Here is a 26,059-nt window from a genome sequence, read left to right as displayed (position 1 = left end):
TTATTGCGCCGTGGGTGTTGGAGTGGAGGTTGCTTTTGCGCTGAGATTTTTGATGCGGCGCAAAATGGTATTGGCCAGTTCACGACGCATTTCACGCAGAACTAATTCTTCTTCCTGCGCTGCGCTGTTGGCATTGTTGACGTTGTAGTTATAGGTGCGCGAGGTGCGCGCGCTGGTGTCGAGCGGGGTGATAACACCGCTGGCATTGCTGATACTGTAATCCACGCGCAGGATAATTTCATAGGCACTGGTGAGTGCATCGCTACCGACGCCGGCGGTGCGTTTATCCATCACTTCGCGATTCAAATTGAGCGTGAGTGAGGTTGCGTTGGCTGCAGTTACTTCATTGATTTTGTAGCTGCGCAGTGCTTGGCGCAACGTGTTAATCAGTGGGCTGTGATCATCTTTGGTGACTATCACCAAATCCAGTGGAGTGGTCATCGCCAGCTTATCTTCACCGGCTGCCGAGCCGCGCAAATGCCAGCCGCAAGCGGTCAGTGTGAGAACTAATAAGCTGACGATAATTTTTTTCATAAATAAATCCGTAGGGCGGGTTCGCACAGTAATCCGCCGTTGATGATCAATTGGCAACAATGTTGACCAGCTTGTTAGGGATCACAATCACTTTGCGCACGGTGATACCTTCAAGGAAGCGCTGCACGTTTTCTTGTGCAAGTGCATCGGCTTCAAGCTGTTCTTTCGGCGCATCAATGGCGACATCCAATTTGCCGCGCAGTTTGCCATTCACTTGAATAACCACTTCAACGGTTGAGCGAGTCAGTGCGCTTTCATCAAGGGTCGGCCACTTCTCATTGAGTGGAATATTCTTGTGGCCGAGCGCTTGCCAGAGTGAATGGCTTATGTGCGGCACTATGGGTGCGAGCAACAAAATCGCCGCTTCCAGCGCTTCGCGTTCAACCGCTAGTCCAAGTGGATTGGCGCGGTCAGCTAGCTTGCTGGTCTCGTTGAGCAACTCCATTGTTGCAGCAATTGCGGTATTAAATGTTTGGCGACGGCCGTAATCATCGCTGACTTTCTGGATGGTTTCGTGCGTCTTTCTGCGCAAATCTTTTTGCGCTTGCGGGAGTGCACTCACATCAAGCTTGCCCGGTGTGCCGGCATTGATGTGGCCTTCAACTGCTTTCCACAAGCGGCGCAAGAAGCGGTTGGCGCCTTCAACACCGGAATCGCTCCATTCCATGCTCTGCTCTGGTGGAGCGGCAAACATGGAAAACAGGCGCACGGTATCGGCGCCGTATTGGTTGATCAGTTCTTCCGGGTCAACGGTGTTGCCTTTGGATTTGCTCATCTTGGTGCCGTCTTTCAACACCATCCCCTGGCAGAGCAAGCGTTCGAAGGGTTCGTCGCAGCTCACCAAACCTTCATCACGCATTAACTTGTGGAAGAAGCGCGAGTAGAGCAGGTGGAGGATGGCGTGTTCGATGCCGCCTACGTATTGGTCTACCGGCAGCCAGTAATCGGCGGCGGCTTTGTCGAGCATGCCACCTTCAAAGTTCGGGCAGGTGTAGCGCGCGTAGTACCAGCTGGATTCCATAAAGGTATCGAAGGTATCGGTTTCGCGCTCAACGGCTTGGCCATCCAATTCGGCTTTGCGCCACTCTGGATCGGCTTTGATGGGCGAGTGAACGCCGTTCATTACGACATCTTCCGGCAGCAATACCGGCAGTTTGTGTGCCGGTACGGGAATTTCGCCGCCGTCGGGCAAGTTGAACATGGGGATAGGCGCGCCCCAGTAACGCTGGCGGGATACACCCCAGTCGCGCAGGCGATAGTTGGTTTTCACCTGGCCTTTGTTAGCCATTTCCAGGGTGCTGGCGATGGCATCGAAGGCGGCGTTAAAGTCCAGTCCATCGTATTCGCCCGAGTTCACCAGCACACCTTTTTCGGTGAAGGCCGCTTTGCTCAAGTCGATGGCTTCGCCATTTTGCGGGGCAATCACTTGAGAGATTGGCAGATCGTACTTCTTCGCAAATTCATAATCGCGTTGGTCGTGCGCGGGCACGGCCATTACCGCGCCTGAGCCGTAATCCATCAATACGTAGTTGGCGATCCACACCGACACCGGTTCTCCAGTAATCGGGTGGAGCGCTTTAATGCCGGTGTCGATGCCGCGTTTTTCCATGGTCGCCATATCGGCTTCCGCCACTGACTGCACTTTGCATTCAGCGATAAATTGCGCGAGCGCCGGGTTCTTCTCTGCCAGAAGTTTGGAGATAGGATGCTCGGCCGCGAGGCTCACATAGGTCACGCCCATAATGGTATCGGGGCGGGTGGTGTAGATATCAAAGCCGGTAAATTCACCCACAGGTGCAGCGAGATCAAAATGCATATCCAGACCGCGACTTTTGCCGATCCAGTTGCGCTGCATGGTTTTGACTTGCTCGGGCCAGTTGGGCAGTTTGTCCAGATCGGCCAATAATTCTTCAGCGTAGGCGGTGATTTTGATAAACCACTGCGGAATCTCTTTGCGCTCAACCAATGCGCCTGAGCGCCAACCGCGTCCGTCGATGACTTGTTCGTTCGCGAGTACAGTGTGGTCAACTGGGTCCCAGTTCACGGTCGCCATACGCTTGTACACCAGACCTTTTTCGTAAAGACGGGTAAAGAACCACTGTTCCCATTTGTAGTATTCGGGCTTGCAGGTGGTCAGCTCGCGCGACCAGTCAAAACCGAAGCCGAGTTGTTTTAATTGGCTGCGCATATGGTCGGTGTTGGAGTAAGTCCATTTGGCAGGCGCGGTTTGATGCTTGAGTGCAGCGTTTTCCGCCGGCAGGCCGAAGGCGTCCCAACCCATTGGATGCAATACGTTTTTACCCTGCATCCGCTGGTAGCGCGCGATTACATCGGTGATGGTGTAGTTGCGTACATGCCCCATGTGTAGCTTGCCGCTCGGGTAGGGAAACATCGCCAGACAATAGAACTTTTCTTTGCTGCGATCTTCAATAACCTTGAAGCTTTGGTGTTCTTCCCAGTACTGCTGGGCTTGGGCTTCAACTTCGGCGGGAGTGTATTGTTCTTGCATGGGGCGCTCTTGCATTGATTGTACGGCCTATACTTAGGTTGGATTTTTTACTTACTAAAGGTAAAAAGTTGCGAAAGGCGGTGATTATAGAGGCTGTACTGCCTATGTGGGTATAAATATCTTGAAGCGCTAGCGGGAGTTATTTGCCATGAAGCCGACTGACAATGTGACCAACAAATTTGCCAACAATGTAGCCAACAACCCTTATCACGTTATCCAACCGGATTTGCCTTTTAGCCAAGAAGAAACCGGTGCATTCGGTGCGCTGAAGCATGAGGTGGACGACCTGGTTAAGCTCGAACTCACTGCTGAGCAGATGGTGGGTGAGGAGGTTGATCTGGCCAAGGCCTACATCCGTGAGGATGCCCAAGGTATTTGGAGCGATATGAAGCTCGGGCTTGCAGAGCTGGAACTAATCACTGGGGATTGGCTGTTGCGCGCCGCTGATCCAACCCGCGTCGAGTGGCAACTGAATCATTGGTGGGAGGATGAGGAGTCCCAATTCCGTCATTAATGGATGCATAATCCCATTTATACGACAAGTTTGTTAAGCTCTCGTCTGTCTGATCATTGATATCAGTCCTTTGATGCATCATCACTGACAAGAACTAATGAGAGAACTCCATGTATGTATCCTCAAGGCGCACGCTGAGTGCGCTTGCCTGCATTTTATTGTCCTGTCTGCCAATCCTTGGAGCTGCCCAGCCTGTGAGCGAATTGCCTGTCGATCCTATTTATCTGTGGGATGAAAAACCCTTGGTCATTCCCGACCGCGAACATATAAAAGACCAGCGTGTTTACGCGGTGGATAATCCGGCGATGATCCCTTATTGGCCCGCTGTCGATAAAGCCAATGGCACGGCGGTAGTGATTTTTCCCGGCGGCGGTTATGTGCGGTTGGCGATCAACCACGAGGGGCACGATATCGCCAAGTGGTTTGCGGCGCGCGGTGTTGCGGCCTTTGTGGTCAAGTACCGGATGCAGGAGTACGGCTTTCCTGCCCCTTTACTTGATGGCTTGCGCGCGGTGCGCCAGGTGCGTAAACACGCAGGTGAGTGGGGAATTGATCCAGCCAAAGTGGGAGTGATTGGTTTCTCGGCCGGCGGCCATCTGGCGGCGAGCGTTGCCACCCGTTCCGATTTCACCTTTGCACTGGATGACCCGCTCGGCGCTATCAGTGCGCGTCCTGATTTTGCGATTCTTGGCTATCCGGTTATCGCCCTTTACGGCCCCGATGCGCATGCGGGTTCACGCAAAGCCTTATTGGGCGAAAATCCCGATCCCAAAAAGCTGCATGACAATTCCTTACAATTTCAGGTGACGGATAAGGTACCGCCGGTGTTTATGCTGCATGGTATCGATGATCAGGCTGTGCCTGTAGGCAACAGCCTTACCTTTTTTACCGAAGTGCAAAAACACAATAAACAGTCCGAGTTACATATTTACCAAACCGGAATTCACGGTGTGGGGATGATTCAGGGGCAGGGCAGTGTATCAAGCTGGCCAGACTCCCTTGAGCGGTGGTTAAAGCAAAACAACTGGATTCATTAGCGCTATGAACACAAATAGCAGAAGGAATACGAGCGCAACCTTTTGGGAGAGACGCAGTTATGGCGCGCAATAGTTTGGCGACAATGCAAGGCATGGTAGAGGTAGAGCAGCAACTGCAGTGTGAAAAAGCAATTGCAATGTATCGCCAACTGCCGAATGTATTGATTTTTACCTTTGTCGCTTCTTCGGCTTTGGCCCTTTATTTCCAAGAGGCGGCCAGTCAGTCGTCATTACTCCTTTGGTGGGGGAGTATGCAACTGGTTAGCCTTTTGCGTCTTGGTGGTTTGTGGTGGTGGCATCAATCCCTGCGGCAGCAGCATCAAAACTATACTCAGATGATCCGGCTATTTATGTTGGGGGCACTGGTATCGGGTGGTGTTTGGGCGAGCTTTTCGGTTGCCTATTTTAACGATGCACCTGCTGCGCAGCGTTTGGTTATCGCACTGGTAATGGCGACTATCGCGGCGGGCAGCATCAATGTGCTCATGTTGGTGCCCTGGGTTGGTCGACTATTTATGGCGTTGTTGATCGGCCCGCTAGTGGTGTTGTTTGCAACGACGGGCGCCATGGATGATTTGGTTGTGGCAGGGCTGAGCTTGGCACTCTTTATTGGCCTATCAGGTTTTGCACGCGTATCGCGCGATAGTGCGCTTCACCTGTTTGCAGCAGCGCGCGATAAAGATCGCAGCATCGCTATTGCGCTCAGTCAGCGCGATGAGCTGGCGCGGGCCAAAGATGACTTGGAGCTGCGCCTTGCCGAGCAGATCGAGACGCTGCAATTTGAAATCGCCCTGAAAGAGCGCTATGCGCAAGAGCTGGCGCGGGTGGCGTCATCTGATCCGCTTACCGGGCTGTTAAATCGCAGCTCTTTTGAGCGCGAGCTGCGCCAGCAAATCGAAATGGCGCGCGCCAATAACAGCTGTCTGGGCGTGCTGGCGATTGAAGTACTGCGTTTTGATGTTATCGAGTTGCAGGGGGCCGTCGTTAGCGAGCAGATATTGCTGGTGCTGGCAGATCGCTTAAAAGGTGCAATGCCACGCGGCAGCCTGATTGCCCGCTGGGGTGGCTCGGAGTTTGCGGTCACCATGAGCACACAGGGGCGCAAATGGGTGCATGAGGCGGCGCTGCTGCGCGGAGTTTTGCAGCAGCCGATTGAAACCGGCGCGGGGGTTATGCGCATCGATGTCATGATCGGAATTTCTGCTTTTCCCGGGGAGGCGCGCGATGCCGAGCAGCTTCTCTATCAAACGTCGATCGCTCGCCACAGTCTGCGCCAGCAGGGAACTGGCGGCGTAAAGCTATTCGATTTAGCTTTGGATGTCGGTATCCAGCAGCGCCAGCGTTTGCGCCGCTCCCTGCATTCGGCGCTGGAGGCGGATGAGTTATCGCTGGTGTTTCAGCCTATTGAGCCCTGCGGCACCTCAGCCCCGCGCAAAATGGAAGCCCTGTTGCGCTGGGATGAGCCTGAGTTGGGGGCAATCTCGCCACTCTTGTTTATCCCTGTTGCAGAAGAGAGCGGGTTGATTGTGCCGCTGGGGCGCTGGGTACTTATGTCTGCTTGCAAGGCCGCAGCGCAGTGGTCGGGCGATGCTGTGGTTAGCGTCAATGTCTCCATCCATCAAATTTTGGGCGGCGACCTGTTGGCTGATGTTAACGCAGCTTTGAAGTCCTCGGGGTTGGCGCCCGAGCGACTGGAAATTGAAATTACCGAAAGCGTTTTTTCCCACGATATAGATCTGGTGTGCTCGGTACTTGAACAGATTCGCGCACTGGGTGTTAGTTTAGCAATCGATGACTTTGGTACGGGCTATTCATCGCTGGCCTATTTGCGACGGTTGCCGGTCAATATCATCAAGATCGACCGCAGTTTTATCGCCGATCTCGACCATGACGCGCGCAAGTTGCTGCTCGCGATTGTCGGCATGGCGCGCGGTTTGGGTTTTCGCATTGTGGTTGAGGGGGTCGAAACCGAGCAGCAGCGCAACCTTCTGGTGGCCATGGGGGTGGATTATTTGCAGGGTTATTTGATATCCCGCCCCATCTCTGCCCGCAATGTTGCTGGCTGGTTGTCGGCACCTAACTCGCTCAATGCGTGATTGTCGCTTTTGCTTGCGATTGATTGGCCATTTGGCATACAATCGCCGCCCCTGAAATCAGGTATACGACGCTAGTCCCAAACGCCAAGGCATGTCGCCCGGCTACTTCGTGTCGTCCAAGCGTTGTTTTTGGAGCAAAGAATGAGCGCATATGCAATTTTTGAAAGCGGTGGCAAGCAACATCGCGTAGTTGTGGGTGAAACCCTCAAACTCGAAAAAATCGATTTCACCACTGGTGGCGTTGTTGAATTCAACAAAGTGTACTTGGTTGCCAACGGCGCAGACGTCAAGATTGGCGCTCCTGTTGTTGAAGGTGCAACTGTTACTGCTGAAGTGGTTGCTCATGGCCGTGCCGACAAAGTGAAGATCATCAAATTCCGTCGTCGTAAGCACCACATGAAGCGTCAAGGTCATCGTCAGTGGTTCACCGAAGTGAAAATCACTGCTATCAAAGGTTAATTGAGGAGGCTATAAAATGGCTCACAAGAAAGGGGTTGGTAGTTCTCGTAACGGTCGCGATTCAGAAGCGAAACGCCTTGGTGTTAAAGCTTACGGCGGTGAATTGATTTCTGGTGGCAGCATTATTGTTCGTCAACGCGGAACCAAATTCCACGCTGGCGTAAACGTAGGTCTGGGTAAAGACCACACTCTGTTCGCGAAAGTGGACGGTACCGTTAAGTTCGAAATTAAAGGCGCTTTTGGCCGTCAATACGTAAGCATCATTCCTGCTGCTTAATATTGCGCTAAAATACTAGCCAAGCTTGCTGCTTGCAGTGGGCAAAAATGAAGAACAATAAAAAAGCCCTGTCGTCCCCGTCAGGGCTTTTTTATATTCAGGACGAATGGTATGTCGCGAGTGCATGGATGCACAGGAGCGACGATATATTTAAGTTTGAATTATTTTTTGTTTTGTATTTTTTATTCCTCTGGAGTGCGCTGTGAAATTTGTTGATGAAGCCCCAATTCATGTCGAAGCCGGTAAGGGTGGCAACGGATTCATGAGCTTCCGGCGGGAGAAGTTTATTTCCAAGGGCGGTCCCGATGGCGGTGACGGCGGTGACGGCGGCAGTGTCTTTCTGGTTGCCGACGAAAACTTGAATACCCTGATTGATTATCGCTTTGTACCTAAATATCGCGCCGAAAATGGCGAGAAGGGTGGCAGTAAAGATTGCACCGGCGCCAAGGGTGCCGATTTGTTTTTGCCTGTGCCGGTGGGCACTACTGTTATTGATATTGATACTGAAGAAGTGTTTGGCGATTTAACCGAGCACGGTCAAAAATTAAAAGTTGCCCAAGGTGGATTCCATGGCCTGGGCAATACCCGCTTTAAAACCAGTACAAACCGCACCCCGCGTAAAACTTCGCCCGGTACGGAAGGTGAAATGCGTAACTTGAAGCTGGAGTTAAAAGTGCTCGCCGATGTGGGCATGCTCGGTTTACCTAATGCCGGTAAATCCAGTTTTATCCGCGCAGTGAGTTCAGCCAAACCCAAAGTGGCGGATTATCCGTTTACCACGCTCGTGCCTAATCTCGGTGTAGTAAAAGTGCAGCAACACCGCAGTTTTGTGATTGCTGATATTCCCGGTGTAATCGAAGGTGCAGCAGAAGGGGCTGGCTTGGGTGTGCGTTTCCTCAAGCATTTAACCCGCTGCCGTTACTTGATGCACATGGTCGATATGGCGCCGGTGGATGAGTCCAATCCCGCCGAAAGTGTGCGTGTCATCGCCAACGAATTGCAAAAATTCAGCCCGACCCTCGCGACACGTGAGCGCTGGTTGCTGCTCAACAAAATTGACTTGCTGCCGCCCGATGAAGTGGAAGCGCGCTGCCAGGCAGTGATTGATGAGTTGAATTGGACTGGCCCGGTATTCCGTATTTCTGCACTCAATCGCGACGGCACCGTGCCGCTGACCGGCAAGCTGATGGATAGCCTTGAAGCTGTGTGGGAAGAAGAAAAAACCAATCCGGAAGCGCGCGAGCGTGAAGCGGAGTTGCAAAACCAAATGGCACAAGAGGCGCGCGAGCGTATCGAAGAGTTGCGTGAAATTGAACGCGAAGCGCGCCGTGCACGGGGCGATGTAGAAGATGATAATTTCAATGAAGACGATTACGACGTAGAAGTTATTTACGTGAATCATTGATCGCGGCCAATTAGCGCCAGCAGCAAAATAGTGTAACCTCACGCCCGGGCACCGCTCCGGGCGTTTTGTATTGATAGCCCGACTTTTTTATAAAAATTTCATTTATTTCTTCTTGAGCACATCCTATTCATGAGCAAAAGAAACATCATTCCCCAAGCCAAGCGCTGGGTGGTAAAAATCGGCAGCGCACTTTTAACCAATGATGGCAAAGGGCTGGATGCAGTAGCAATTGCCGGCTGGGTCAAGCAGATGGCTGAGCTCCGCTTACGCGGAATTGAATTGGTGCTTGTGTCTTCCGGTGCAGTCGCTGCTGGTATGCGCCGCTTAGGTTGGGCTGCTCGCCCCACTGAAATCCATCAGTTACAAGCCGCTGCTGCTGTCGGCCAAATGAGTTTGATCCAAACCTACGAAGTGGAATTTCAGCGCTACGGTTTGCTCACCGCACAAGTGCTGTTGGATCATGACGATTTATCGTCGCGCCAGCGCTATTTAAATGCACGTTCCACATTGAAAACACTGATTGGATTTAATGTAGTGCCTGTCATTAATGAAAATGACACAGTGACCACCGAGGAAATCCGTTTTGGTGATAACGATACCCTTGGTGCGCTCGTTGCGAACTTAATCGAAGCCGATTTATTGGTCATTCTCACCGACCAAAAAGGTATGTACGACAGCGATCCTCGTTCCAATCCCAATGCGCAATTACTCAGCGAAATCGCTGCTGATGATACCCGCCTCGAACAAATGGCGGGTGGCACTGGTGGTGCTTTGGGGCGCGGTGGAATGATTACCAAAGTGCGCGCTGCGCGCGTTGCCGCGCGTTCGGGGGCCGATACAGTCATTGTTGGCGGTCGCATCGACGATGCCTTATTGCGTATTGCCGCAGGTGAAAACCTCGGTACATTTTTGTGGGCTGAACAGCAACCGCAAGCCGCGCGCAAGCGCTGGATATCCGGCCAATTGCAAACCCGCGGTACCATTGTGTTGGATGATGGCGCAGCGCGCGTAGTGCGCGAGCAAGGCAAAAGTATTTTGCCGGTGGGGGTAAAAGAAGTGCGCGGCGATTTCACCCGCGGTGACATGGTAATTTGCGAAGACCTGAACGGAAAAGAAATCGCGCGCGGATTAATCAATTACCACGCCGACGAGGCGCGCAAAATTATCGGCAAACCCAGCAGCCAGATTTTCGATATTTTGGGTTATCAGGATGATAACGAATTAATTCATCGTGACAATCTGGTTTTAAGTTAATAGGTTGGTGTTGAGTTAATTTGTCTTTTGCTTAACGATAAAAAACCCGCGTCAAAAACGCGGGTTTTTTTATTGCGCAGTATTACTTCTGTGATTGCGACATTTTTGCCCGCAGTGCGATAACTGCCAGCATGCCAAGCAACAACAATAAGCTCGATGGTTCAGGTACGGAAATACTTGCTACATTTACTGTTGTTCCAGTGATGGTGTCGATCGATAGATCATTGCCGTACGCATCGCCGATTGTATTGACTGTCAGTGAAAAATTGCCGCTGCCAATAGCGACGGCATTGAGCAGTACACTAAACAGCGTAAATTCGCCTGCCTGCAATAACTCCAAATCCAATGCATCATCAAAAGAAATTTCCAACGCGCTTAACCAGTCCAGTCCGCTGCTGCTGTCTTGCAGGCTACCAAAACCGTTTAGGTCAAGCTGATTGCCCAATGTTGAGTCACCCCACAAAATGCTGCTGAAATTAAACAGACTGGCATCGTAATTAAAATTCACATCGTAAACGCCGAGTGCTGGCGCGCTGGCGTCACTCAAGCCGCTGATGCGCACCTGCACTTCAATATTGTCGCCAACATTGACGGCAGTTTGATTGGCGATAAGGTCAATGCTAATGGCATGGGCGTTGAGCGATAAGCTCAGGCCGAGAGCAAGTAAACCGGCGAATAATTTTTTCATCATAAACTCCTATTAATTAGTTAATGGCGCAGCCAGTGCGAGTGCACTGCAAGGTGAGTGCGCGTGCGTCATTGGCATTAATGATTCCGTCGCCATTCACATCGCGTTGGTCAAATGCGGTTGGCGTTACGCCGCGCGCATTGGTCACGAGCTGCACATCGCTTTTATCGACGTCGCCGTCGCCATCCAAATCGATAATTAATTTGAGTGAAACCACTAGCGGATCATGATCAGAAGAACGATAGGCATCGGTGCTATAAAAATTCGCAATTTGCGCGGCAGATTTAAATTCGGTGTTGTAGTCGAGGCTGATAGGTTCGTCGGCGTTGATGTGCCAATCAGCGGCATACAAGACTTGTGGTGTTAATGCATTGCTCGCCAGTCCATGATCCAGATAGCCGGCTTGTCCATCAAATACATAGGAGTAAGCGGCGTCGCCGCCGAAATGGTTAATCAAATCGGTATAGCCAGCGTTGATAATTTGGACGATGGGGTTTTCTTTAGCGTAAGCATTTAAATCGCCGATGATTAAATAATCGCGATCATTCACGCCGGTCGGATGGGTGCCCAGCCAATTTACTAATGCAGTGGCCGCTTGGGTTCGGGTGATATTGCAATTGCCTTGACCATCACCGATATCGAGATCACCTAAATCATTACAATCCGAACCTTTGGATTTCAGGTGATTAACGGCGACTGTAGCAATCGCACGGTTGCTATTGGCGCGGAAACTTTGCGCGAGTGCCGGGCGGTTTTTGGTATCGATAAATTGTGAATCGACACTTGAATCGAGAATCGCTGTCTTACCAATCGCAGTGGCTTTGTCACTGCGATAAATAAATCCAACAGCGATTTCATCGGTACCGATTTTATTCACTCCTGGATTAATATATTTCCATGCGCTGGTTCCGGTAGCGGCATTGACTGCTGCTGTTAATTCGGCGATTGCACTGGTGCTGCCGTAGCCATCGTTTTCAATTTCAATCAGGCCGATCACGTCGGCGTTCAAGCCCACCAGTGCGCTGACAATTTTTGCTTTTTGCCGTGCAAATTCCGTTGCTGTATTAGCGCCGCGTGAGGTTGGGAAACCGCCGCCAGTTCCGTTACCGTTGAAAAAGTTCAGCACGTTAAAGCTGGCGATTTTTAAATTCGCCGCCGAATCTGTTACAGGTGCAAGTGGGCGTGCATTGGTATTAACAAAATTTGGTGTGCTGGTGGGGAGAATGCGGTACACACCAAAATCGTAAGTGATCACACCTTGCAGATTCGCTACTGTATCGCCACTGCGTAAAGTATTTTCAGCAGACAAACCCGGAGCAGGGAAAATTACCGGATCAGGATTTTGCAGGTTGCTTGCGTCATCCATCATCAACTTATTCAAATTATTTTGCGCCTGCAACACATTGGCTGCTGCACCGGGTTCGACCACATTGGTTGGTTGTTGCAAACGGCCATTAGCCAGCAATAATTGTCCGTAGCGACCCAATTGATAGGTTTCATTGACGGTGAGGGTTTGTGCTATCGCCACTGACATGCCTTCGATTTTTTCAAATGCATCCAGTGATGCAACAGGCAAGGAAATGGTCGCAGGTGTTGGCAATGTTTGGTTGTTGGCACACACAGTGACAGTGGTGTTATTGAGTTGAGTTAACTCAAATGTTTCTGTCACCACACCGCTTACTCGTACGCGATCACCCACGGAAACCGCTGTGGTGCTGGCGATATAAATGCCTTCTGAGGTGTTTGCATTACCATCGTTGTCGGCATCTTCTTCCTGAATAAAAAATCCGCCGAGTTGATTCGCGTTTTGGAAATCGGCCACCACGATTGCTTCAATGCTGATGTTATTGCCAACCAATGCGCTCGCAGTTCCTGATCCTTGAATGCTTGCGATGCGTGTTGCACTTTCACCGCACTGGCCAACAGTCCCACCACCATTATTATTGCCACCGCCGTTGTTGCTGCCTTGATAAGTGCCGAGGTGATCGACGCTATCCTGTGCGTAACCTTCCCATTCCAGCGCCGGATCAAAACTATTGTTGATGCTTACGTCGCCGGTGGTGATAGAGGTTTTACGGCGCAAGGTATTGTCTGCGGTGCTAGTAAAACCAGTGCCCCATTCGCTGCCGGGATCAACACCGACTTGCCCGATGCTATCCAAAACCGTGTTGCCATTTTTCAACAGAATCGCATCGTCGCCGTTAAACCAGCCTGAACTATTGGTTTGGTTGGCTGTGGCCAAAATCGTCGTATTGGCACTGCCGTGAGCAAGCACAAACACACCATTGGCGGGAATGCTGCCGGTGAGGTTGACGGTCAGGCCCGCGCTGTTGCTACCGTTGAAATACATCTCGACTTTGTAGCCACTTAAACTAATTGCGCTAGCGCTGCTGTTGTAAATCTCCAGCGCTTTATTGTTGCTGCTGCCTTCAATGTATTCGGAAAAGTACAGATCGGCGGCGGCGGGTAGCGCGCTCAGGCTTGCAATCGCGACCGCCAATAATAGCGGCTTGTGGGTCTTATAGTTCATGGTTGGCTCCCTGTTAAACCTGGTGGGTTTGATGATCTTGGAGCGCAGCTTAGGCGGAGTTTGTTACGGAGCCGTGGCGGGATTTGGTCGTTTGTGTGATGTTTTTGTGACGCCAGAATGCAATTGTCGGATCGCTGGCTATAGCGAATCCTTCTACAGGAAATGTAAAGATGGGGAACTTGCGGCGAAAGTGGGGAGTCCGAACTGTCCACCCTTTTAATCTAGGCAATCTGACTTGAAACGATAACGCTGTGATCTGTACGTCTGCATCTGTGTAGACAAAGACGCTGTATGGAGGTTTTTATGAACACCAGAAACGATCTTTTGCTCGATAAGATTGAACTTCGCACCCCGCTCACCTCCGATGGTGACGCACTCAAAGGCTTGCTCGCTACCACGCCCGTCCTCGACGGCAATTCCGTGCAGTGCACACTCCTGCAATGTGGCCATTTTGCCAAAACTTCAGTTGCGGCTTTTTTGCACGGACGGCTGGTGGGGTTTGTATCGGCTTATTATCCACCCAACGAACCGCAAACTTTGTTTGTGTGGCAAGTGGTGGTCTCGCAACAATTGCGCGATCTCGGTTTGGGTAAAAAAATGCTGCACTGGTTGGTCGCCCAGCCCGCGTGTGAACAAGCTGTGCGCCTGGTGACGGCGATCGGCATTAAAAATTCGGTCTCCTGGTCGATGTTCGATAGTTTTGCGCGTGATATAGGCGCCTTACCCATCAAATCCTTTGTGACTCCGCTAACACCGAAAGACGGTTACGAGCAAGACGAATACCTGCTGCGTATTTCCCCGCTCCCCAATCGCGCCGAGCAATCTGCAAGCGACCCACTGGAGGATCTCAAAGCCAGCGGCTCACATATCTCGGCGATGCGTCGCTGGTTGGATTAGTTTAGCGGCGACCTTTGGTCGCTCGCCCCCTGCGACAATTTGTCACTATCGGTGGCGCATTAAAGCGCATAAGGTTTCACCCAAAATACGCAAGCCATGCATATAAGGGTGAGATAAGTGAGAAGACTGCAATACCTGAGCGCGATGGTAATCGCGAGCTTTGGGGCTGTTGGTGTGGCCCAAGCGCATGAAGAGGTGCTGAAAAAATCCAAGCGCGCTAAAAATGCCGAAGTTGAAGAAGTAAAAGTTTGGGGCGAGGCGCGCGACAGCTCGGCATCCGGTTATACCAATCCCACCAGCGTTCTGACCCAGGAAGATATGGTCAGCATCAACGCGACTACCACTGAAGATCTGGTCAAATACGAGCCGAGTCTCGTTATCCGCAAACGTTACATTGGCGATTCCAACGGCACCCTGGGTTTGCGTGGTTCCAATATGTTTGCCACGCCGCGTTCAATGGTATTTGCCGATGGCGTGCCCCTGCATTACTTTTTGCAAACCCGCTGGAGCGGCGCGCCGCGTTGGACCATGGTGAGTGCAAGTGAAATTGCGCAGGTAGAAATTCTCTACGGCCCTTTCTCTGCCGAGTACAGCGGCAACTCCATGGGCGGTGTGATCCTGATTGAAACCGCGATTCCGCAAGAGCGACAAGTGCATTTGGATCTGGATTATTTCTCGCAAGATTTTTCTGCGTACGGTTTTAGTGATCGCCTCGACGGCTACAAAACTTTTGTCTCCTACGGTGAAACGTTTGGCGATTTCAGCTTGTATCTTTCCTACAACCGTTTGGAAAATGAGAGCCAACCCCAGTCCTATTATTTTGACAGCAAGCGCACGCTGAATAACGCCACGCCTGTGACAGGTATGGTCACAGACACCGATGTATTTGGTAAACCCGCGTACTATTTTGGCGATACCGGCATAGAGCAGGCGGTTACCGATAATTTCAAAATTAAAGTGGGTTACGATTTTGACAACTGGTCGAGCTTGTTAAATATCGCCTATGAAGATCGCAACACCCTGCGCGATACCCCGAATACCTATCTAACCAATGCGGCCGGCAATAAAGTCTGGTCGGGCAATTTTATTCAGGATGGTATCGCGATTACCGTTCCCGCATCGCGCTTGGGCGCCAGCGAATTGGATCGCCGCAGTTTGTCCACCGGCTTGCGGATAAAAGGCGAGTTAAACGAGCAGTTGCGCTTTGAAGGCAATGTGAGTGACTTCCGGATTTTGGAAGACAACTCGCGTGCATCCAGTCATTCACTGCAAGATCCATTATTCAAAGGTCGCGGACAAACCACTGACTATCAGGACACAGGTTGGCAAACGGCTGAAGGTAAATTTGTTTTTACCGGCATAGATGCCATGGAATTGATTTCCGGCGTTCGTTACGAAACCTACGAGCTCAATTTGGACGTATTTAATTCCGCTAATTGGGAGCAGGCGGACAACGCGGGTTTTGCTAGTCGTTCCGGTGGTGAAGCCAATATCGCTGCCGCATTTGTGCAAATGAATTGGGATGTCAGTGAGCGTTGGGATTTGGCATTGGGCGGCCGCTATGAGCAGTGGCAAAGTAAAAATGGTTATTACAGCAAAGATATCGCCGCCACACCGGCGTTTGATCTGGTTGAAGTTGCCGATGCAGATCGCAATCAATTCTCGCCAAAATTTTCACTGGGTTATGTTCCCGCTGAAGACTGGTTGGTGCGTTACTCCTTGGCAAAAGCCTATCGCTTTCCGATTGTGGAAGAATTATTTACCCAGAGTTCAAATTATTCATCGGTTGTACAAGCACAACCGGATTTAAAACCGGAAAATGGTTTGCATCACAACCTGATGTTTGAAAAACAATTTGATGCAGGTTATGCGCGCATCAATATTTTCACCGAGACGATTAAGGATGCGATTGAGTCGCAAACCACGTTTTTGCCAAGCGGCTCCACTGTTCCCTCTGTTACTACCTTTGCTGCTGTCGATGAAGTGGAAACAGATGGTGTTGAGTTAATTTTAAATCGCTATGGCGTACTGGTACCGGAGTTAGATATACGTTTCAATCTGGCTTATACCAAATCCATCATCACCGACAACTCAACGGCGGAAGCCAATAATCCAGCCGGCACTAAAAGTTTTGAAGGTAATGAGTACCCCCGCATGCCGCGCTGGCGTGGCAATTTGATGGCGACTTATCACGCAACCGATCGTTGGGATTTGAGTGCAAACCTGCAATACGCCGATAAAAGTTTTGGTCGCCTCGACAATACCGACACTGCGGAGCAAGTGATGGGTGCGCAGGATGGTTACACCCGCGTTGGCGTAAAAACTACTTACGATCTTAGCGACCAAATCGAAGTGGGTTTTGGTATTGATAACCTCACCGATGAAGAGAGTTATGTTGCACACCCATGGCCAGGTAGAAGTCTGTATTTAAGTCTCTCTTACGATATGTAATTTACGTAGCTCCCAAGCTCTGCCTGGGAGCGATAAATAAAAAACTATAATCTCCCCGAGAAAATGTGAGAGCAAACATGGCAGAAAATACTAACAATCAAAAAGCCCTTTACCGCACTATCTGGCGCTGGCATTTTTACGCTGGGATTTTCTCAATTCCCTTTGTCATCATTCTTGCGTTGACCGGTGCAATCTATTTGTTCAAACCCTATTACGAACACTGGCAAGAACGTGACTATCGCGGGTTGCAAATCACTGGCGAAGCGCTCGCACCCAACCACCAAATTGCCGCTGCGCTCGCAGCTATCGAGGGCGGAAAATTATTAAGTTATCGCCTGCCGCAAGCACCTGATGAAGCTGTTTTAATAAAAGTGCAGGGCGATACCAACTGGATGGTATTTGTAAATCCTTACACAGGTGCCGTGCTTGCAAAAGAGCGCAGTGACGAACAATTAATGAATATCGTCAAAACACTTCACGGCGAATTACTGCTCGGCACTGTTGGCTCTATATTGGTAGAGCTCGCGGCTTGCTGGGCGATTGTCTTAATCGTCACCGGTTTGTATTTGTGGTGGCCGCGCAATGCGCATGGGTTGGCCGGAATTATTTACCCGCGCCTGCGCGATGGCAGCCGAACATTCTGGCGGGATATTCACGCCGTCACTGGCATCTGGATTTCTGCATTCGCATTATTTTTATTGGTCACCGGTTTACCTTGGGCATTGGTGTGGGGTGCGGCATTAAAAGAAGTGCGCGCAGTTGAGTTCTCCAAGCAACAGGATTGGATCCAAAGCCGCGCACAAGAGCACGACCATTGGCGCGCGCAAGCCAGCAATACCTTTAATTTGACGCCGGAAGTTTTAGTGGCTGCGCAGCAATTAAGGTTACCGCCACCGGTTGAACTCAGTGTGGCGAGCACCCATCACATCAGCTGGAAAGCCTCATCGCAAACCGGCAACCGCCCCGAACGTGCGGATGTGTGGCTCAATGGCGATGGCAGTATCGAAAAGCAAAGTGGTTTTGCGGAAAAAAAATTAATCGATCGCGCCATTGGTGTCGGCATAGCCGCGCACGAGGGTTATTTGTTTGGCTGGTTTAATCTGGTGTTGGGTGTGCTCACCTGTGTGGGATTAATTTTAATTAGCGTTAGCGGATTTATTTTGTGGCGCAAACGTAAACCGGATTCGGTATTGGGCGCGCCTCAACCAATGCCCGCCCGTATTGGTTTCGGAATAGTTGCGATTACCATAGGTTTAGCAATATTTCTTCCGCTATTGGCGATTTCATTGGTTGCACTTTTGATAATTGAATTTATTTTGTTAAGGCGAATCAGTGGTGTCAGCCAATGGTTGGGGTTAAGCAAATAGCCATGCCACTTTTAATATGAAACTCTTATTGTTTTTCCAACAAGCTCGGCCACAATTGCGCCCAGGTTTTCCAATTATGTTTTCCTGTTTGCGTTACTGTGTGGCCTTGCGGTAAAAGGTTGGCTAATAACCCGTTAGGCACTGCGAATTTATCATTCGTACCGTAAGCAAGATAAATTTTATTTTTTGTTTCGTCGGGCAGCTGTGTTAACCAAGGCCATAAATTGACATCGCGCGGAGCTTTTGGGGCAGCAGTGTTTTCAAGCAAATAACCGTAGTCTTGTTGGTCGCCAAGATAGGGCGCAAGAATAAATATTTTTTCAATGTCGTCCGGGTATTGTTTTATATAAAGCAGTGAGCCCAATCCGCCTAATGAAGTCCCGCCTAAATAAATTTTGCTATACCCGGCATCCTGCGCGGGTTTGATAATGTCCTGCCGCAATCGGTCAATGATGGTGCGCGCTTCGTAATATTTAAAATGGGCATCTACCGCAATCACATCCATATCGGGATGGGCGGAGTGAATAAAATCAATCACGCCATGCTTATCAAATACCTTAGCCTTGTCACCAATACCGGGCAGCAATACCATCAATTGACGGGCACTTTTATTTTGTTGTTCCGCATGTTGTGTGTAGTGAATTGTCTTTATCGGTATCGATGTGCTTTGCAGATAGTAACAGCTGGTTAGTAATGCAAGCAGGGGCAAGCTGGCGAGTGTTTTCAGGCGCATGTATGCTTCCACATGATGATGGCGGTCACTTGAGTCTATCAGCTGTGCGTCGCTTTTCCTCCATCCACAGACTATTTTATAAAAATAGTTGTACCGACTGCCGCCATTGCCTTGATCTGGTAAATCGCATTGCGCGCTACGTAATAAGCTGTAATATTGCCCGGTATATTAAACCGCATGCCCTACAATTCTAGTCTGTAGTACTTATAAACTTCACCGGCTTTTCCCACACTGCTAACACCACACAACCTTCCTCACTAAAAATTTCATGGCTACTCGTTGCCGGATTAATTAAAAAGGTGCCTGCGTGATACTGGCCGCGTTCATCGCGTTGGCTGCCGCGCAGGATTAATAAAAATTCCATACCTACATGCAAGTGCCGCGGAATGTGGGCGCCAGGTTGGTAGCGGAGCAGGGCGCAGGAGCATCCTTGCGTTGGGTCACCGTGGAGGGGCAGCATGTCTACTCCTTTGCGAAAGTCCTGCCAATGCAATGTGGGTGAATCGAAATCCATTGTTAATAAACCGTTCCACACCAATTTTTTTCCCGCGTGTTCTTCCATGCGTTTCTCCTAGGTTTCCAGTGCGGCGAGTAAATCGGTTGAAGTGGCGACGGCACCGAATACGCCGCCCTGCATGTGGATCATCGCCAATGCAGCCGCATGATTGGCGGGGTCGGTTGCGGCGCAGCAGTCGCTCAGCAGCACGCATTCAAAACCGCGATCATTTGCCTCGCGCATGGTGGTGTGAACGCACACGTCGGTGGTGATGCCGGTGAGAATAATATTTTTAATGCTGCGCAGATGCAGCACCATTTCCAAATCCGTTGCATAGAAAGAACCTTTACCGGGTTTGTCGATAATAATCTCGCCTGCGATAGGTGCCAGCTCGGGAATAATTTCCCAACCCGGTTCACCGCGAATTAAAATTTTTCCGCAGGGACCTTCATCGCCAATGCCTGCGCCGATTTGCCGCGAGCGCCAGCGTTTGTTTGCGGGTAAATCGGCGAGGTCAGGCCTATGCCCCTCGCGGGTGTGGATAATGTGGAAGCCGGCGGCGCGCAGCGCCGGCAATAATTTCCGCAATGGTTCAATCGGTGCGCGCGTTAAATTGATGTCGTAACCCATGGTGTCCACGTAACCACCTTTGCCGCAAAAATCCGTTTGCATGTCGATAATAATCAGCGCGGTATTTTCCGGGCGCAGATCGCCATCGTAGGGCCACTTGTAGGGTGTGCTGTTTAAATAAATCGACATAATCGCTCCGTAATTAATGCGCTGGCTCAATGATTTCTGTTTCGTGATCCTCTGCCGGCGCTTTGGTCGATACCACACTGAATTTTGCGCAGGCAAATAAAACACCCGCAACCGCGAGATAGGCGAAGGCAACCGTGGGTGATTCCGCAATGCCAATCGCTTCACCGTGCATTAAACCGAAGAACGTCAGCACTGCACTCGCGCAGGCAAATGCCCCGGCTTTGATGAAGTTGCGGTCGATAATAAATACGGTGATGGCACCGAGCATTAAACCGCCCAGGATCGCGCCGCCCCCCAGCACCGATAATCCTTCATAGAGCACCCCGTTTTGCGCGAGCTTGTCCATGCCGACGGCGGCGGCATTGGTGCCCGCTGCACCGAGTACATTATCGATTTGCAATTTGCCCCAGGCGGCGAGGTGTGGCATGAGTGAAACAATAATCGCAGGGGCGTGGGATTTGGGGGTCTCCTGAAAAGCTTGTGAGCCGATCAGCATGCCGATGTATAGCAAAATGGGGGAGATGGCGACCAAGGGAATCGCCGAGGAGAACACCGCAATAATGCCCAGCCAACAGAGCACCAGCACCGCAATGCCCGTCGCGGCGGAATAGCCAATGCCGCCGCCCATGGATTTCCAGCCGGGGTGGCCAATGTAAACCGCGTTGATAAAGGGGTTGCCCATGCAGCAGCCGATCAGGCTGATTACTCCATCGGCCGTGAGTACGCGGGTGGTGGGGTAGCTATCGCCGGCTACGGTGGCGCTCTCCACGTTGTCCATTGCTTCGACCAGATCGTAGATGCCGAAGGGGATCGCGGTGACGAGGATGATTCCGATAAATTCAAACCCGGAAAACACATGGCCAACGGCGGGGATGGGCACCGAGAAGCCAAAACTGGTGAGCGATTGGGTCAGACCCTGCAGGGTGAGTCCACCAAAATTGAGGCCGATAGCGGTCGAGCCCCAGGCGATTAACGTTCCCACTGCAATGGCTACCAGGCCTGCAGGAATACCTTTGAAATAGCGCACCCCGCCAAACCAGCTCAATAAGATAATGGCAAAACAGACCACGCCAATCACCGGGGTCATAAACATTTCCAGCGCCGGGCGCAGCGAGATAAACGCAATGGACACACCGGCCAAGGTTCCCAACAGTGCGGCGCGCGGGGTAATTTTGCGAATGTAAGGGGCGATGTAGCCGCCGATCATCAGCACAAAGCTCTGCACAAACACCCAGGTCAGCCCTGCCTCCCAGCCTTTGATGGGGTCGCCGGAGGTGAGGCTGATGGGCAGCATAATCACAAACACCACCACAAACATATGCGGCACACTGATGCCCGAGGGTAGGGCGCACACATCGGTGCGGCCTGTCTCTTTCGCCAGTTTGTAGGCGAGGTAAGCGTAATAGAGCGTGCTCAAACACATCATTAGCCCCAGCGCAGGTAGTATTCGGCCAAAGACGATGTCGTCGGGCATCTGCAATACAAAGCGCAGCAGTCCCGTGAGTACCAGCAGGTTAACTAGGATATTGGTGCCAAAACCGAACAAGGCGTTCCAATCGCCCGGTACCCAAAGCGCGGGTTTGATAGTTTGCATAGCGGTACCCTCCAAAGTTGTAGTAGGCCTGACTCTTGTGGCCAGAATGTGATGCAGCGGTAAAAGGCGCCAGCGATAGTGGTTATGCCGCGTGGTGAGCCCGGTGAATGCCGTTGACAAGGGGCGCGGTAGTGGCGACCCAGCCGAAAATGCCGCCCTGTGCCGCTATCATCGAAACGGCCACACGGTGGAATTCAGGAAAGTAAGAGGCGCAGGCATCGCTCACCACCACGCAGCGGTAACCACGGTCATTTGCCTCGCGCACGGTGGTATGCACACAGACTTCGGTGGTGACGCCGCATACCAACAGGTTTTCGATCTTGCGCTCCTTGAGTAGCTCGCCCAGATCGGTGTGATAAAACGCGCCCTTGCCCGGTTTATCGATCACGATTTCGCCTTCAATCGGCGTCAGCTCGGGAATAATGCTGTGGCCCGGCTCGCCGCGGATCAGAATCCGCCCCATAGGGCCGGGGCTGCCGATCCTCAAGGCCGGTGTGCCCCGCTCGATCTTGGCGGGCGGAGCATCGCTTAAATCCGGCAGGTGTCCCTCCCGCGTATGGATGACGAGCAACTTCGCCGCGCGCGCCGCCGCCAATAACTGTTGGCAGGGGGCGATCGCCGAGCGCAATAGGCTCACATCGTTACCCAAGCTCGCACCAAAGCCTCCGGGTTCGAGAAAATCGCGCTGCATATCGATAATCACCAGCGCGGTTTTGGCGAATTCCAGCACCAGGGGTGCTGGTTCGGCGGGCAAGAGGTAAGTCGTCATACGCGATTCTTCCTGTACATCAGTAGAAGGTTAAAAACGGAAGCGGGCGCCGACGCCTAGTGTGTGGCCGGTCTGCTCGGCCAGGTCGGGGTCATCGCTGGTATAGGCTGAGTAGATATCGAACTGGCTGGTCAGCGGCAGGTTGTAGACCAGGGTGTAGATGTTGCGGTCGTAGTCGTCAGCTGCGGTGCTGGTTTCGGTCAAGCCGTAGCTGAGGTAGACGGAGCCGGGGCCGGCGGCAATAGAGGCGCTTAGCACTAGCGTGTCGCGGTCGATATCGCCGGTGGCAAGCTCATCGCGCAGCAATTGGTACTGTGCATAAACCGTGCTTTTGCCGATGGCATAACTCAGCCCCGCAATGGCGGCGGTCTGGCTGTCATCCATAGGCAAACTGGTTGCGCCCGGCTGGGTACCGGAAACTTTCTGCACGGCGGCGGTCAGGCCGAGATTGCCGGATGTGTAAAAGGCATTGGCAGCGATTTTGTTAGTGCTGGTATCTCCCTCTTCCTCGCCGAAGGCGTAGGCGACACTGGTAGTGAAATTGCCCATTTTGGGCAAGCTGTAGACCACTGAATCACTCCAGCCGGTGTCGCCATAAAGCCCGCCGCCGCCATATCCCATCAGGATCATCGGCGAGAAGGCAAAGGAGTCGCCAAAGGGGTTAAACAAAATGGTCGATAAAAAATAGAGGCTGGTGGTGCGGCCCATTTTCACTTCGCCAAAGTCTCCCGCCAGACCGACATAGGCGCTGCGGGCAAAAAAGATATCGTTGGCAAAACGCCCCTGCTCGGCGGAGTCAGGTTGGAAAAACATCTCCACCGCGGCGATGGCGGTCAGTCCGTTGCCCAGTTCATGTTTGCCGTGGGCGCCCAGCCAGGAGGTAGTCATGCCATTGGATTGGATACCTTGGGTGCTTTCCGCATCGTCATCACCGGCGGGTTCATAATCGCTGGCGTAAACATCCAGCTCGCCCTTGAATACAACGGACGATTGGGCGATGGCGGTGCTGGCAAGTAACAGCAGGGCAAGGCCGCTGGTGCTAGTGAGTAGTGTTCTCGCGCTTATTGTTGGTGCGATCCTCATGAGCATTTCCTCGTTGTGATGTTCATCGTTGTATACAACGATGTGTTTAGCATAAGATGTGCCAGCTCGAAAAATGAGCTAACGCATGACGGGTAAGCAGATGAATTATTTGAGGATTTTGTCGAGAGGGCGTGTAAGCTTCGATGAGTGTGCGATTGAGGATTAGCTGTGCGACAGCACTAAACCAATGCTTTGTCTTGGCATCTTGCACCGCCGCAGGGCGATAAGTGCGGTACTTTAAGGCGTTAGCGGCCTTGGTTTACAAGGTGCAGGTGCTCGCCTACCATGCAAGTACTACCATGCAACAACCTGCGTGTTAGCAAACGCAGATCAGTAAACGGAGCAGGTGTTTTGACAACCCCCAAATCAGCGGCACAACTGGTGTACGACCAGTTGAAACAAAAGATTATCGATTTTGAGATCTACCCCGGCACACGCCTTACCGAATCCGAAATCGCCGAGGATTTTCAAGTCAGCCGCACCCCGGTGCGCGCCGCTTTGCAGCGCCTGGAAACCGAAGGCCAAATCACCATCATGCCCAAGCAGGGCTGCTTTGTGCGCTCGGTGGATATAGAAACCATCAGTCAATATTACGACGTGCGCATCATGCTCGAGGCCAGCGCAGTCGAACTCGCTTGCGATCATATGGAAGATGAGGATCTGGATGCGTTGCAAGAAGATTGGAATGCCGAGCGGCTGGATGATGAATTGGATATGGAAGAAATCAAAGCGCGCGAAGAAGCTTTTCATATTGGCATCGCTATCGGCAGCGGCAACCCGGTACTCGCCAATTACCTGCGCGATATCAACAACAATATCCGCATCCTGCGCCGGTTAGGATTTCCTGATCGTCAATCCGTCATCGAAACCTGCGAAGAACATTTTGCGATTTGCCAATTAATCCGAGCCAAAAATAAAAGCCAGGCACGCAAAGCCATGACCAAACACATCAGCAAAAGCCAGGGGCTCGCGCGCAGCGTCACGCTGAGTCAATTGCAGCAGGCGATCAAGCGACATAAATCGTAGCCATCGCAGTTTATTGAATTAACACTAAAAAAATTTCTGAGAGACAGCTAATGAGTTCCACCCCTGAAGTAATGATGAGCTTTAGCGATGTCGCCCATGCGATTCAGCTCGCGCTTGCGCCGGTATTCTTGTTGACCGGTATCGCCGGTTTATTGAATGTGATGGCAGCCCGGCTCGCGCGCATCATTGACCGCGGGCGCAGCCTTACCGAACAAGAGCTACCGCTGCATTTACAAAATAATCCCGATATATTTCAAAAAGAATTGAGTCGCCTTGAGCGTCGCCGTCATTACGCCAGCTTGGCAATTACCGCCTGTACCTGTTCAGCATTATTGGTCTGCACAGTGATTGCGGTGATTTTTCTGCAAGTGTTATTGCAAGCGGAATTTAAATGGGTGATTAGCTTTTTATTTACCGCGTCAACCCTGACGTTAATTGTCGGGCTGGGTTATTTTTTGCGAGAAGTTCACCTCGCAACGCGCACCGTGCGAATCCAGATTATCAAACCTGCCGAATAATCTGGATTCGATGATCCTGCAGAAGGAAAAGGCTTCGGTCTCAGTAATACTTCAGCTGCGTCGCTTTACCATGAAATACTTTGTATGAAAAAAAGGTATAGCCGAGAATAGTGGGCAGTACCACGATTACGCCATACAAAATAAACATCAGCGACTCCGGCGCACTGGCGGCTTGCCAGACATCCAATTTATTTGGCACAACATAGGGATAAAAACTGTAAGCCAAACCGATAAAACTTAACAGGAAAATCATCGCGGCCGAGGCAAAAGGAATCCAGCAGCCAAAATCGTTAGGATAAGGTGCGCGTCTTAAGTAGCGATCTGCAATAAAAAACAGAACAAAACAAAATACCGGGATCACCCATAAGATAATAACCAAAGGTGTGCCAAACCATTTATCAAAAATAATATCACTGACGAGTGGATTGACTATGGATACCGCAACAATTCCCAGTAACATTAACCACGCGCAACGACGCGCCCACCATGCGGCGCGTTTTTGTAAATCCCCTTCTGTTTTCATTACCAACCAGGCGGCGCCGATAAAAGTATAACCGGCCGTCACACAAATTGCGCTGAGCGCGGCAAATAGATGCGCAGCCAAGGTATCTTCAAAACCCATCACAAAAAGGCCAAGCATATAACCTTGTGCCAGGGTGGCGAGCAGTGAACCCACTTGAAATGTGCGGTCCCATAATTCCTTGTGGTCCTCCGGCGCTTTAGCGCGAAAGTCGAACGCGACCCCGCGCAGGATCAAACCGGCGAGCATGACCGTTACCGGTAAATATAAATTCAATAAAATCATGCTGTGCGCCAACGGAAACGCAATTAATAAAATGCCTATGCCTAACACCAGCCAGGTTTCATTGGCGTCCCAAAAAGGGCCGATACTGGCGATCATGGTATCGCGCTGCGCCTCGGAATCTTTTGGTAATAAAATGCCGACACCAAGATCGTAGCCATCGAGAATTGCGTAAATAAAAAATGCGAGCCCCATCAAACCAATAAAAATAACGGGTAACCAAAACGCCTCGCCAGATAAAGTGCTGATATCAGTCATGAT

Annotated in this window: 23 protein-coding genes; 12 read left to right on the top strand and 11 right to left on the bottom strand. The window is 51.3% G+C overall.

All coding sequences use genetic code 11. The features are described 5' to 3' along the window. Both J2X05_RS15785 and leuS read right to left on the bottom strand, forming a co-directional pair. On the bottom strand, positions 1–534 hold the full coding sequence (locus J2X05_RS15785) for an LPS-assembly lipoprotein LptE (protein WP_310074191.1): 534 nt from the start codon (positions 532–534) through the stop codon (positions 1–3). A gap of 46 nt (positions 535–580) precedes the next feature. Then, positions 581–3,043: a leucine--tRNA ligase gene (gene leuS / locus J2X05_RS15780; RefSeq protein WP_310074188.1), complete on the bottom strand. Its 2,463-nt coding sequence runs from the start codon at positions 3,041–3,043 to the stop codon at positions 581–583. Positions 3,044–3,191: 148 nt separating this feature from the next. Here leuS and J2X05_RS15775 point away from each other — a divergent pair, with 148 nt between their 5' ends. From J2X05_RS15775 to proB, 7 genes are all read left to right on the top strand, one after another. After that, positions 3,192–3,557 carry a zinc ribbon-containing protein gene (locus J2X05_RS15775; protein WP_310074186.1) on the top strand — a complete coding sequence of 122 codons (366 nt, stop codon included), beginning with the start codon at positions 3,192–3,194 and terminating at the stop codon, positions 3,555–3,557. 110 nt (positions 3,558–3,667) lie between these two features. After that, positions 3,668–4,594: an alpha/beta hydrolase gene (locus tag J2X05_RS15770; RefSeq protein WP_310074184.1), complete on the top strand. Its 927-nt coding sequence runs from the start codon at positions 3,668–3,670 to the stop codon at positions 4,592–4,594. A 59-nt stretch (positions 4,595–4,653) separates the two neighbouring features. Further along, complete coding sequence (locus J2X05_RS15765; protein ID WP_310074182.1) at positions 4,654–6,690, top strand: putative bifunctional diguanylate cyclase/phosphodiesterase; 2,037 nt, start codon at positions 4,654–4,656, stop codon at positions 6,688–6,690. Positions 6,691–6,831: 141 nt separating this feature from the next. Continuing rightward, on the top strand, positions 6,832–7,149 hold the full coding sequence (rplU, locus tag J2X05_RS15760) for a 50S ribosomal protein L21 (RefSeq protein WP_062064492.1): 318 nt from the start codon (positions 6,832–6,834) through the stop codon (positions 7,147–7,149). Positions 7,150–7,165: 16 nt separating this feature from the next. Further along, entirely contained in the window at positions 7,166–7,426 is a 261-nt protein-coding gene (gene rpmA / locus J2X05_RS15755) for a 50S ribosomal protein L27 (protein WP_007640051.1), read from the top strand. Between the two features lie 202 nt (positions 7,427–7,628). Then, complete coding sequence (gene cgtA / locus J2X05_RS15750; protein WP_310074176.1) at positions 7,629–8,831, top strand: Obg family GTPase CgtA; 1,203 nt, start codon at positions 7,629–7,631, stop codon at positions 8,829–8,831. A gap of 129 nt (positions 8,832–8,960) precedes the next feature. Continuing rightward, positions 8,961–10,085, top strand: coding sequence for a glutamate 5-kinase (gene proB / locus J2X05_RS15745; RefSeq protein WP_310074173.1), 1,125 nt, complete (start codon positions 8,961–8,963; stop codon positions 10,083–10,085). A gap of 82 nt (positions 10,086–10,167) precedes the next feature. Here proB and J2X05_RS15740 read toward each other — a convergent pair whose 3' ends face one another. Continuing rightward, positions 10,168–10,773 carry a cohesin domain-containing protein gene (locus J2X05_RS15740; protein ID WP_310074169.1) on the bottom strand — a complete coding sequence of 202 codons (606 nt, stop codon included), beginning with the start codon at positions 10,771–10,773 and terminating at the stop codon, positions 10,168–10,170. A 16-nt stretch (positions 10,774–10,789) separates the two neighbouring features. Then, the gene (locus J2X05_RS15735) at positions 10,790–13,303 is read right to left on the bottom strand and encodes an ExeM/NucH family extracellular endonuclease (RefSeq protein ID WP_310074166.1); all 2,514 of its coding nucleotides are present in this window, start codon (positions 13,301–13,303) and stop codon (positions 10,790–10,792) included. Between the two features lie 303 nt (positions 13,304–13,606). Here J2X05_RS15735 and J2X05_RS15730 point away from each other — a divergent pair, with 303 nt between their 5' ends. The 3 genes from J2X05_RS15730 (at position 13,607) to J2X05_RS15720 (ending at position 18,018) form a co-directional block, all read left to right on the top strand. Then, entirely contained in the window at positions 13,607–14,200 is a 594-nt protein-coding gene (locus tag J2X05_RS15730) for a GNAT family N-acetyltransferase (RefSeq protein ID WP_310074163.1), read from the top strand. Between the two features lie 117 nt (positions 14,201–14,317). Continuing rightward, the gene (locus J2X05_RS15725; RefSeq protein ID WP_310074160.1) at positions 14,318–16,651 is read left to right on the top strand and encodes a TonB-dependent receptor; all 2,334 of its coding nucleotides are present in this window, start codon (positions 14,318–14,320) and stop codon (positions 16,649–16,651) included. A 77-nt stretch (positions 16,652–16,728) separates the two neighbouring features. Then, complete coding sequence (locus J2X05_RS15720) at positions 16,729–18,018, top strand: PepSY-associated TM helix domain-containing protein (protein ID WP_310074157.1); 1,290 nt, start codon at positions 16,729–16,731, stop codon at positions 18,016–18,018. A 25-nt stretch (positions 18,019–18,043) separates the two neighbouring features. Here J2X05_RS15720 and J2X05_RS15715 read toward each other — a convergent pair whose 3' ends face one another. The 6 genes from J2X05_RS15715 to J2X05_RS15690 all read right to left on the bottom strand — a co-directional run bounded on the left by J2X05_RS15715 (position 18,044) and on the right by J2X05_RS15690 (position 23,452). After that, positions 18,044–18,751 (bottom strand): hypothetical protein, encoded by a 708-nt coding sequence (locus tag J2X05_RS15715; protein ID WP_310074155.1) that lies wholly within the window; start codon positions 18,749–18,751, stop codon positions 18,044–18,046. A gap of 190 nt (positions 18,752–18,941) precedes the next feature. After that, positions 18,942–19,313: a cupin domain-containing protein gene (locus J2X05_RS15710; RefSeq protein WP_310074153.1), complete on the bottom strand. Its 372-nt coding sequence runs from the start codon at positions 19,311–19,313 to the stop codon at positions 18,942–18,944. A gap of 9 nt (positions 19,314–19,322) precedes the next feature. Next, entirely contained in the window at positions 19,323–20,006 is a 684-nt protein-coding gene (gene biuH, locus J2X05_RS15705) for a biuret amidohydrolase (protein WP_310074151.1), read from the bottom strand. 13 nt (positions 20,007–20,019) lie between these two features. Continuing rightward, positions 20,020–21,600, bottom strand: a complete 1,581-nt coding sequence (locus J2X05_RS15700; RefSeq protein ID WP_310074148.1) for a hypothetical protein — start codon at positions 21,598–21,600, stop codon at positions 20,020–20,022. Positions 21,601–21,682: 82 nt separating this feature from the next. Continuing rightward, complete coding sequence (locus J2X05_RS15695; protein WP_310074146.1) at positions 21,683–22,369, bottom strand: cysteine hydrolase family protein; 687 nt, start codon at positions 22,367–22,369, stop codon at positions 21,683–21,685. A gap of 30 nt (positions 22,370–22,399) precedes the next feature. After that, entirely contained in the window at positions 22,400–23,452 is a 1,053-nt protein-coding gene (locus J2X05_RS15690; protein ID WP_310074142.1) for a porin, read from the bottom strand. A 351-nt stretch (positions 23,453–23,803) separates the two neighbouring features. Here J2X05_RS15690 and J2X05_RS15685 point away from each other — a divergent pair, with 351 nt between their 5' ends. Both J2X05_RS15685 and J2X05_RS15680 read left to right on the top strand, forming a co-directional pair. Beyond that, complete coding sequence (locus J2X05_RS15685; protein WP_310074140.1) at positions 23,804–24,478, top strand: GntR family transcriptional regulator; 675 nt, start codon at positions 23,804–23,806, stop codon at positions 24,476–24,478. A gap of 50 nt (positions 24,479–24,528) precedes the next feature. Further along, entirely contained in the window at positions 24,529–24,996 is a 468-nt protein-coding gene (locus tag J2X05_RS15680; RefSeq protein ID WP_310074135.1) for a DUF2721 domain-containing protein, read from the top strand. A 40-nt stretch (positions 24,997–25,036) separates the two neighbouring features. On the opposite strand, the gene J2X05_RS15675 is transcribed toward J2X05_RS15680, so the two are convergent. After that, positions 25,037–26,056, bottom strand: a complete 1,020-nt coding sequence (locus J2X05_RS15675) for a cytochrome d ubiquinol oxidase subunit II (RefSeq protein WP_310074133.1) — start codon at positions 26,054–26,056, stop codon at positions 25,037–25,039. Positions 26,057–26,059: the final 3 nt, after the last annotated feature.

Origin of the sequence: Cellvibrio fibrivorans (assembly GCF_031457055.1) — a bacterium.
Classification (GTDB): domain Bacteria; phylum Pseudomonadota; class Gammaproteobacteria; order Pseudomonadales; family Cellvibrionaceae; genus Cellvibrio; species Cellvibrio fibrivorans.
Note: the sequence above shows the minus strand (reverse complement) of the source record. Positions and strands in the feature narration are given on the sequence as shown.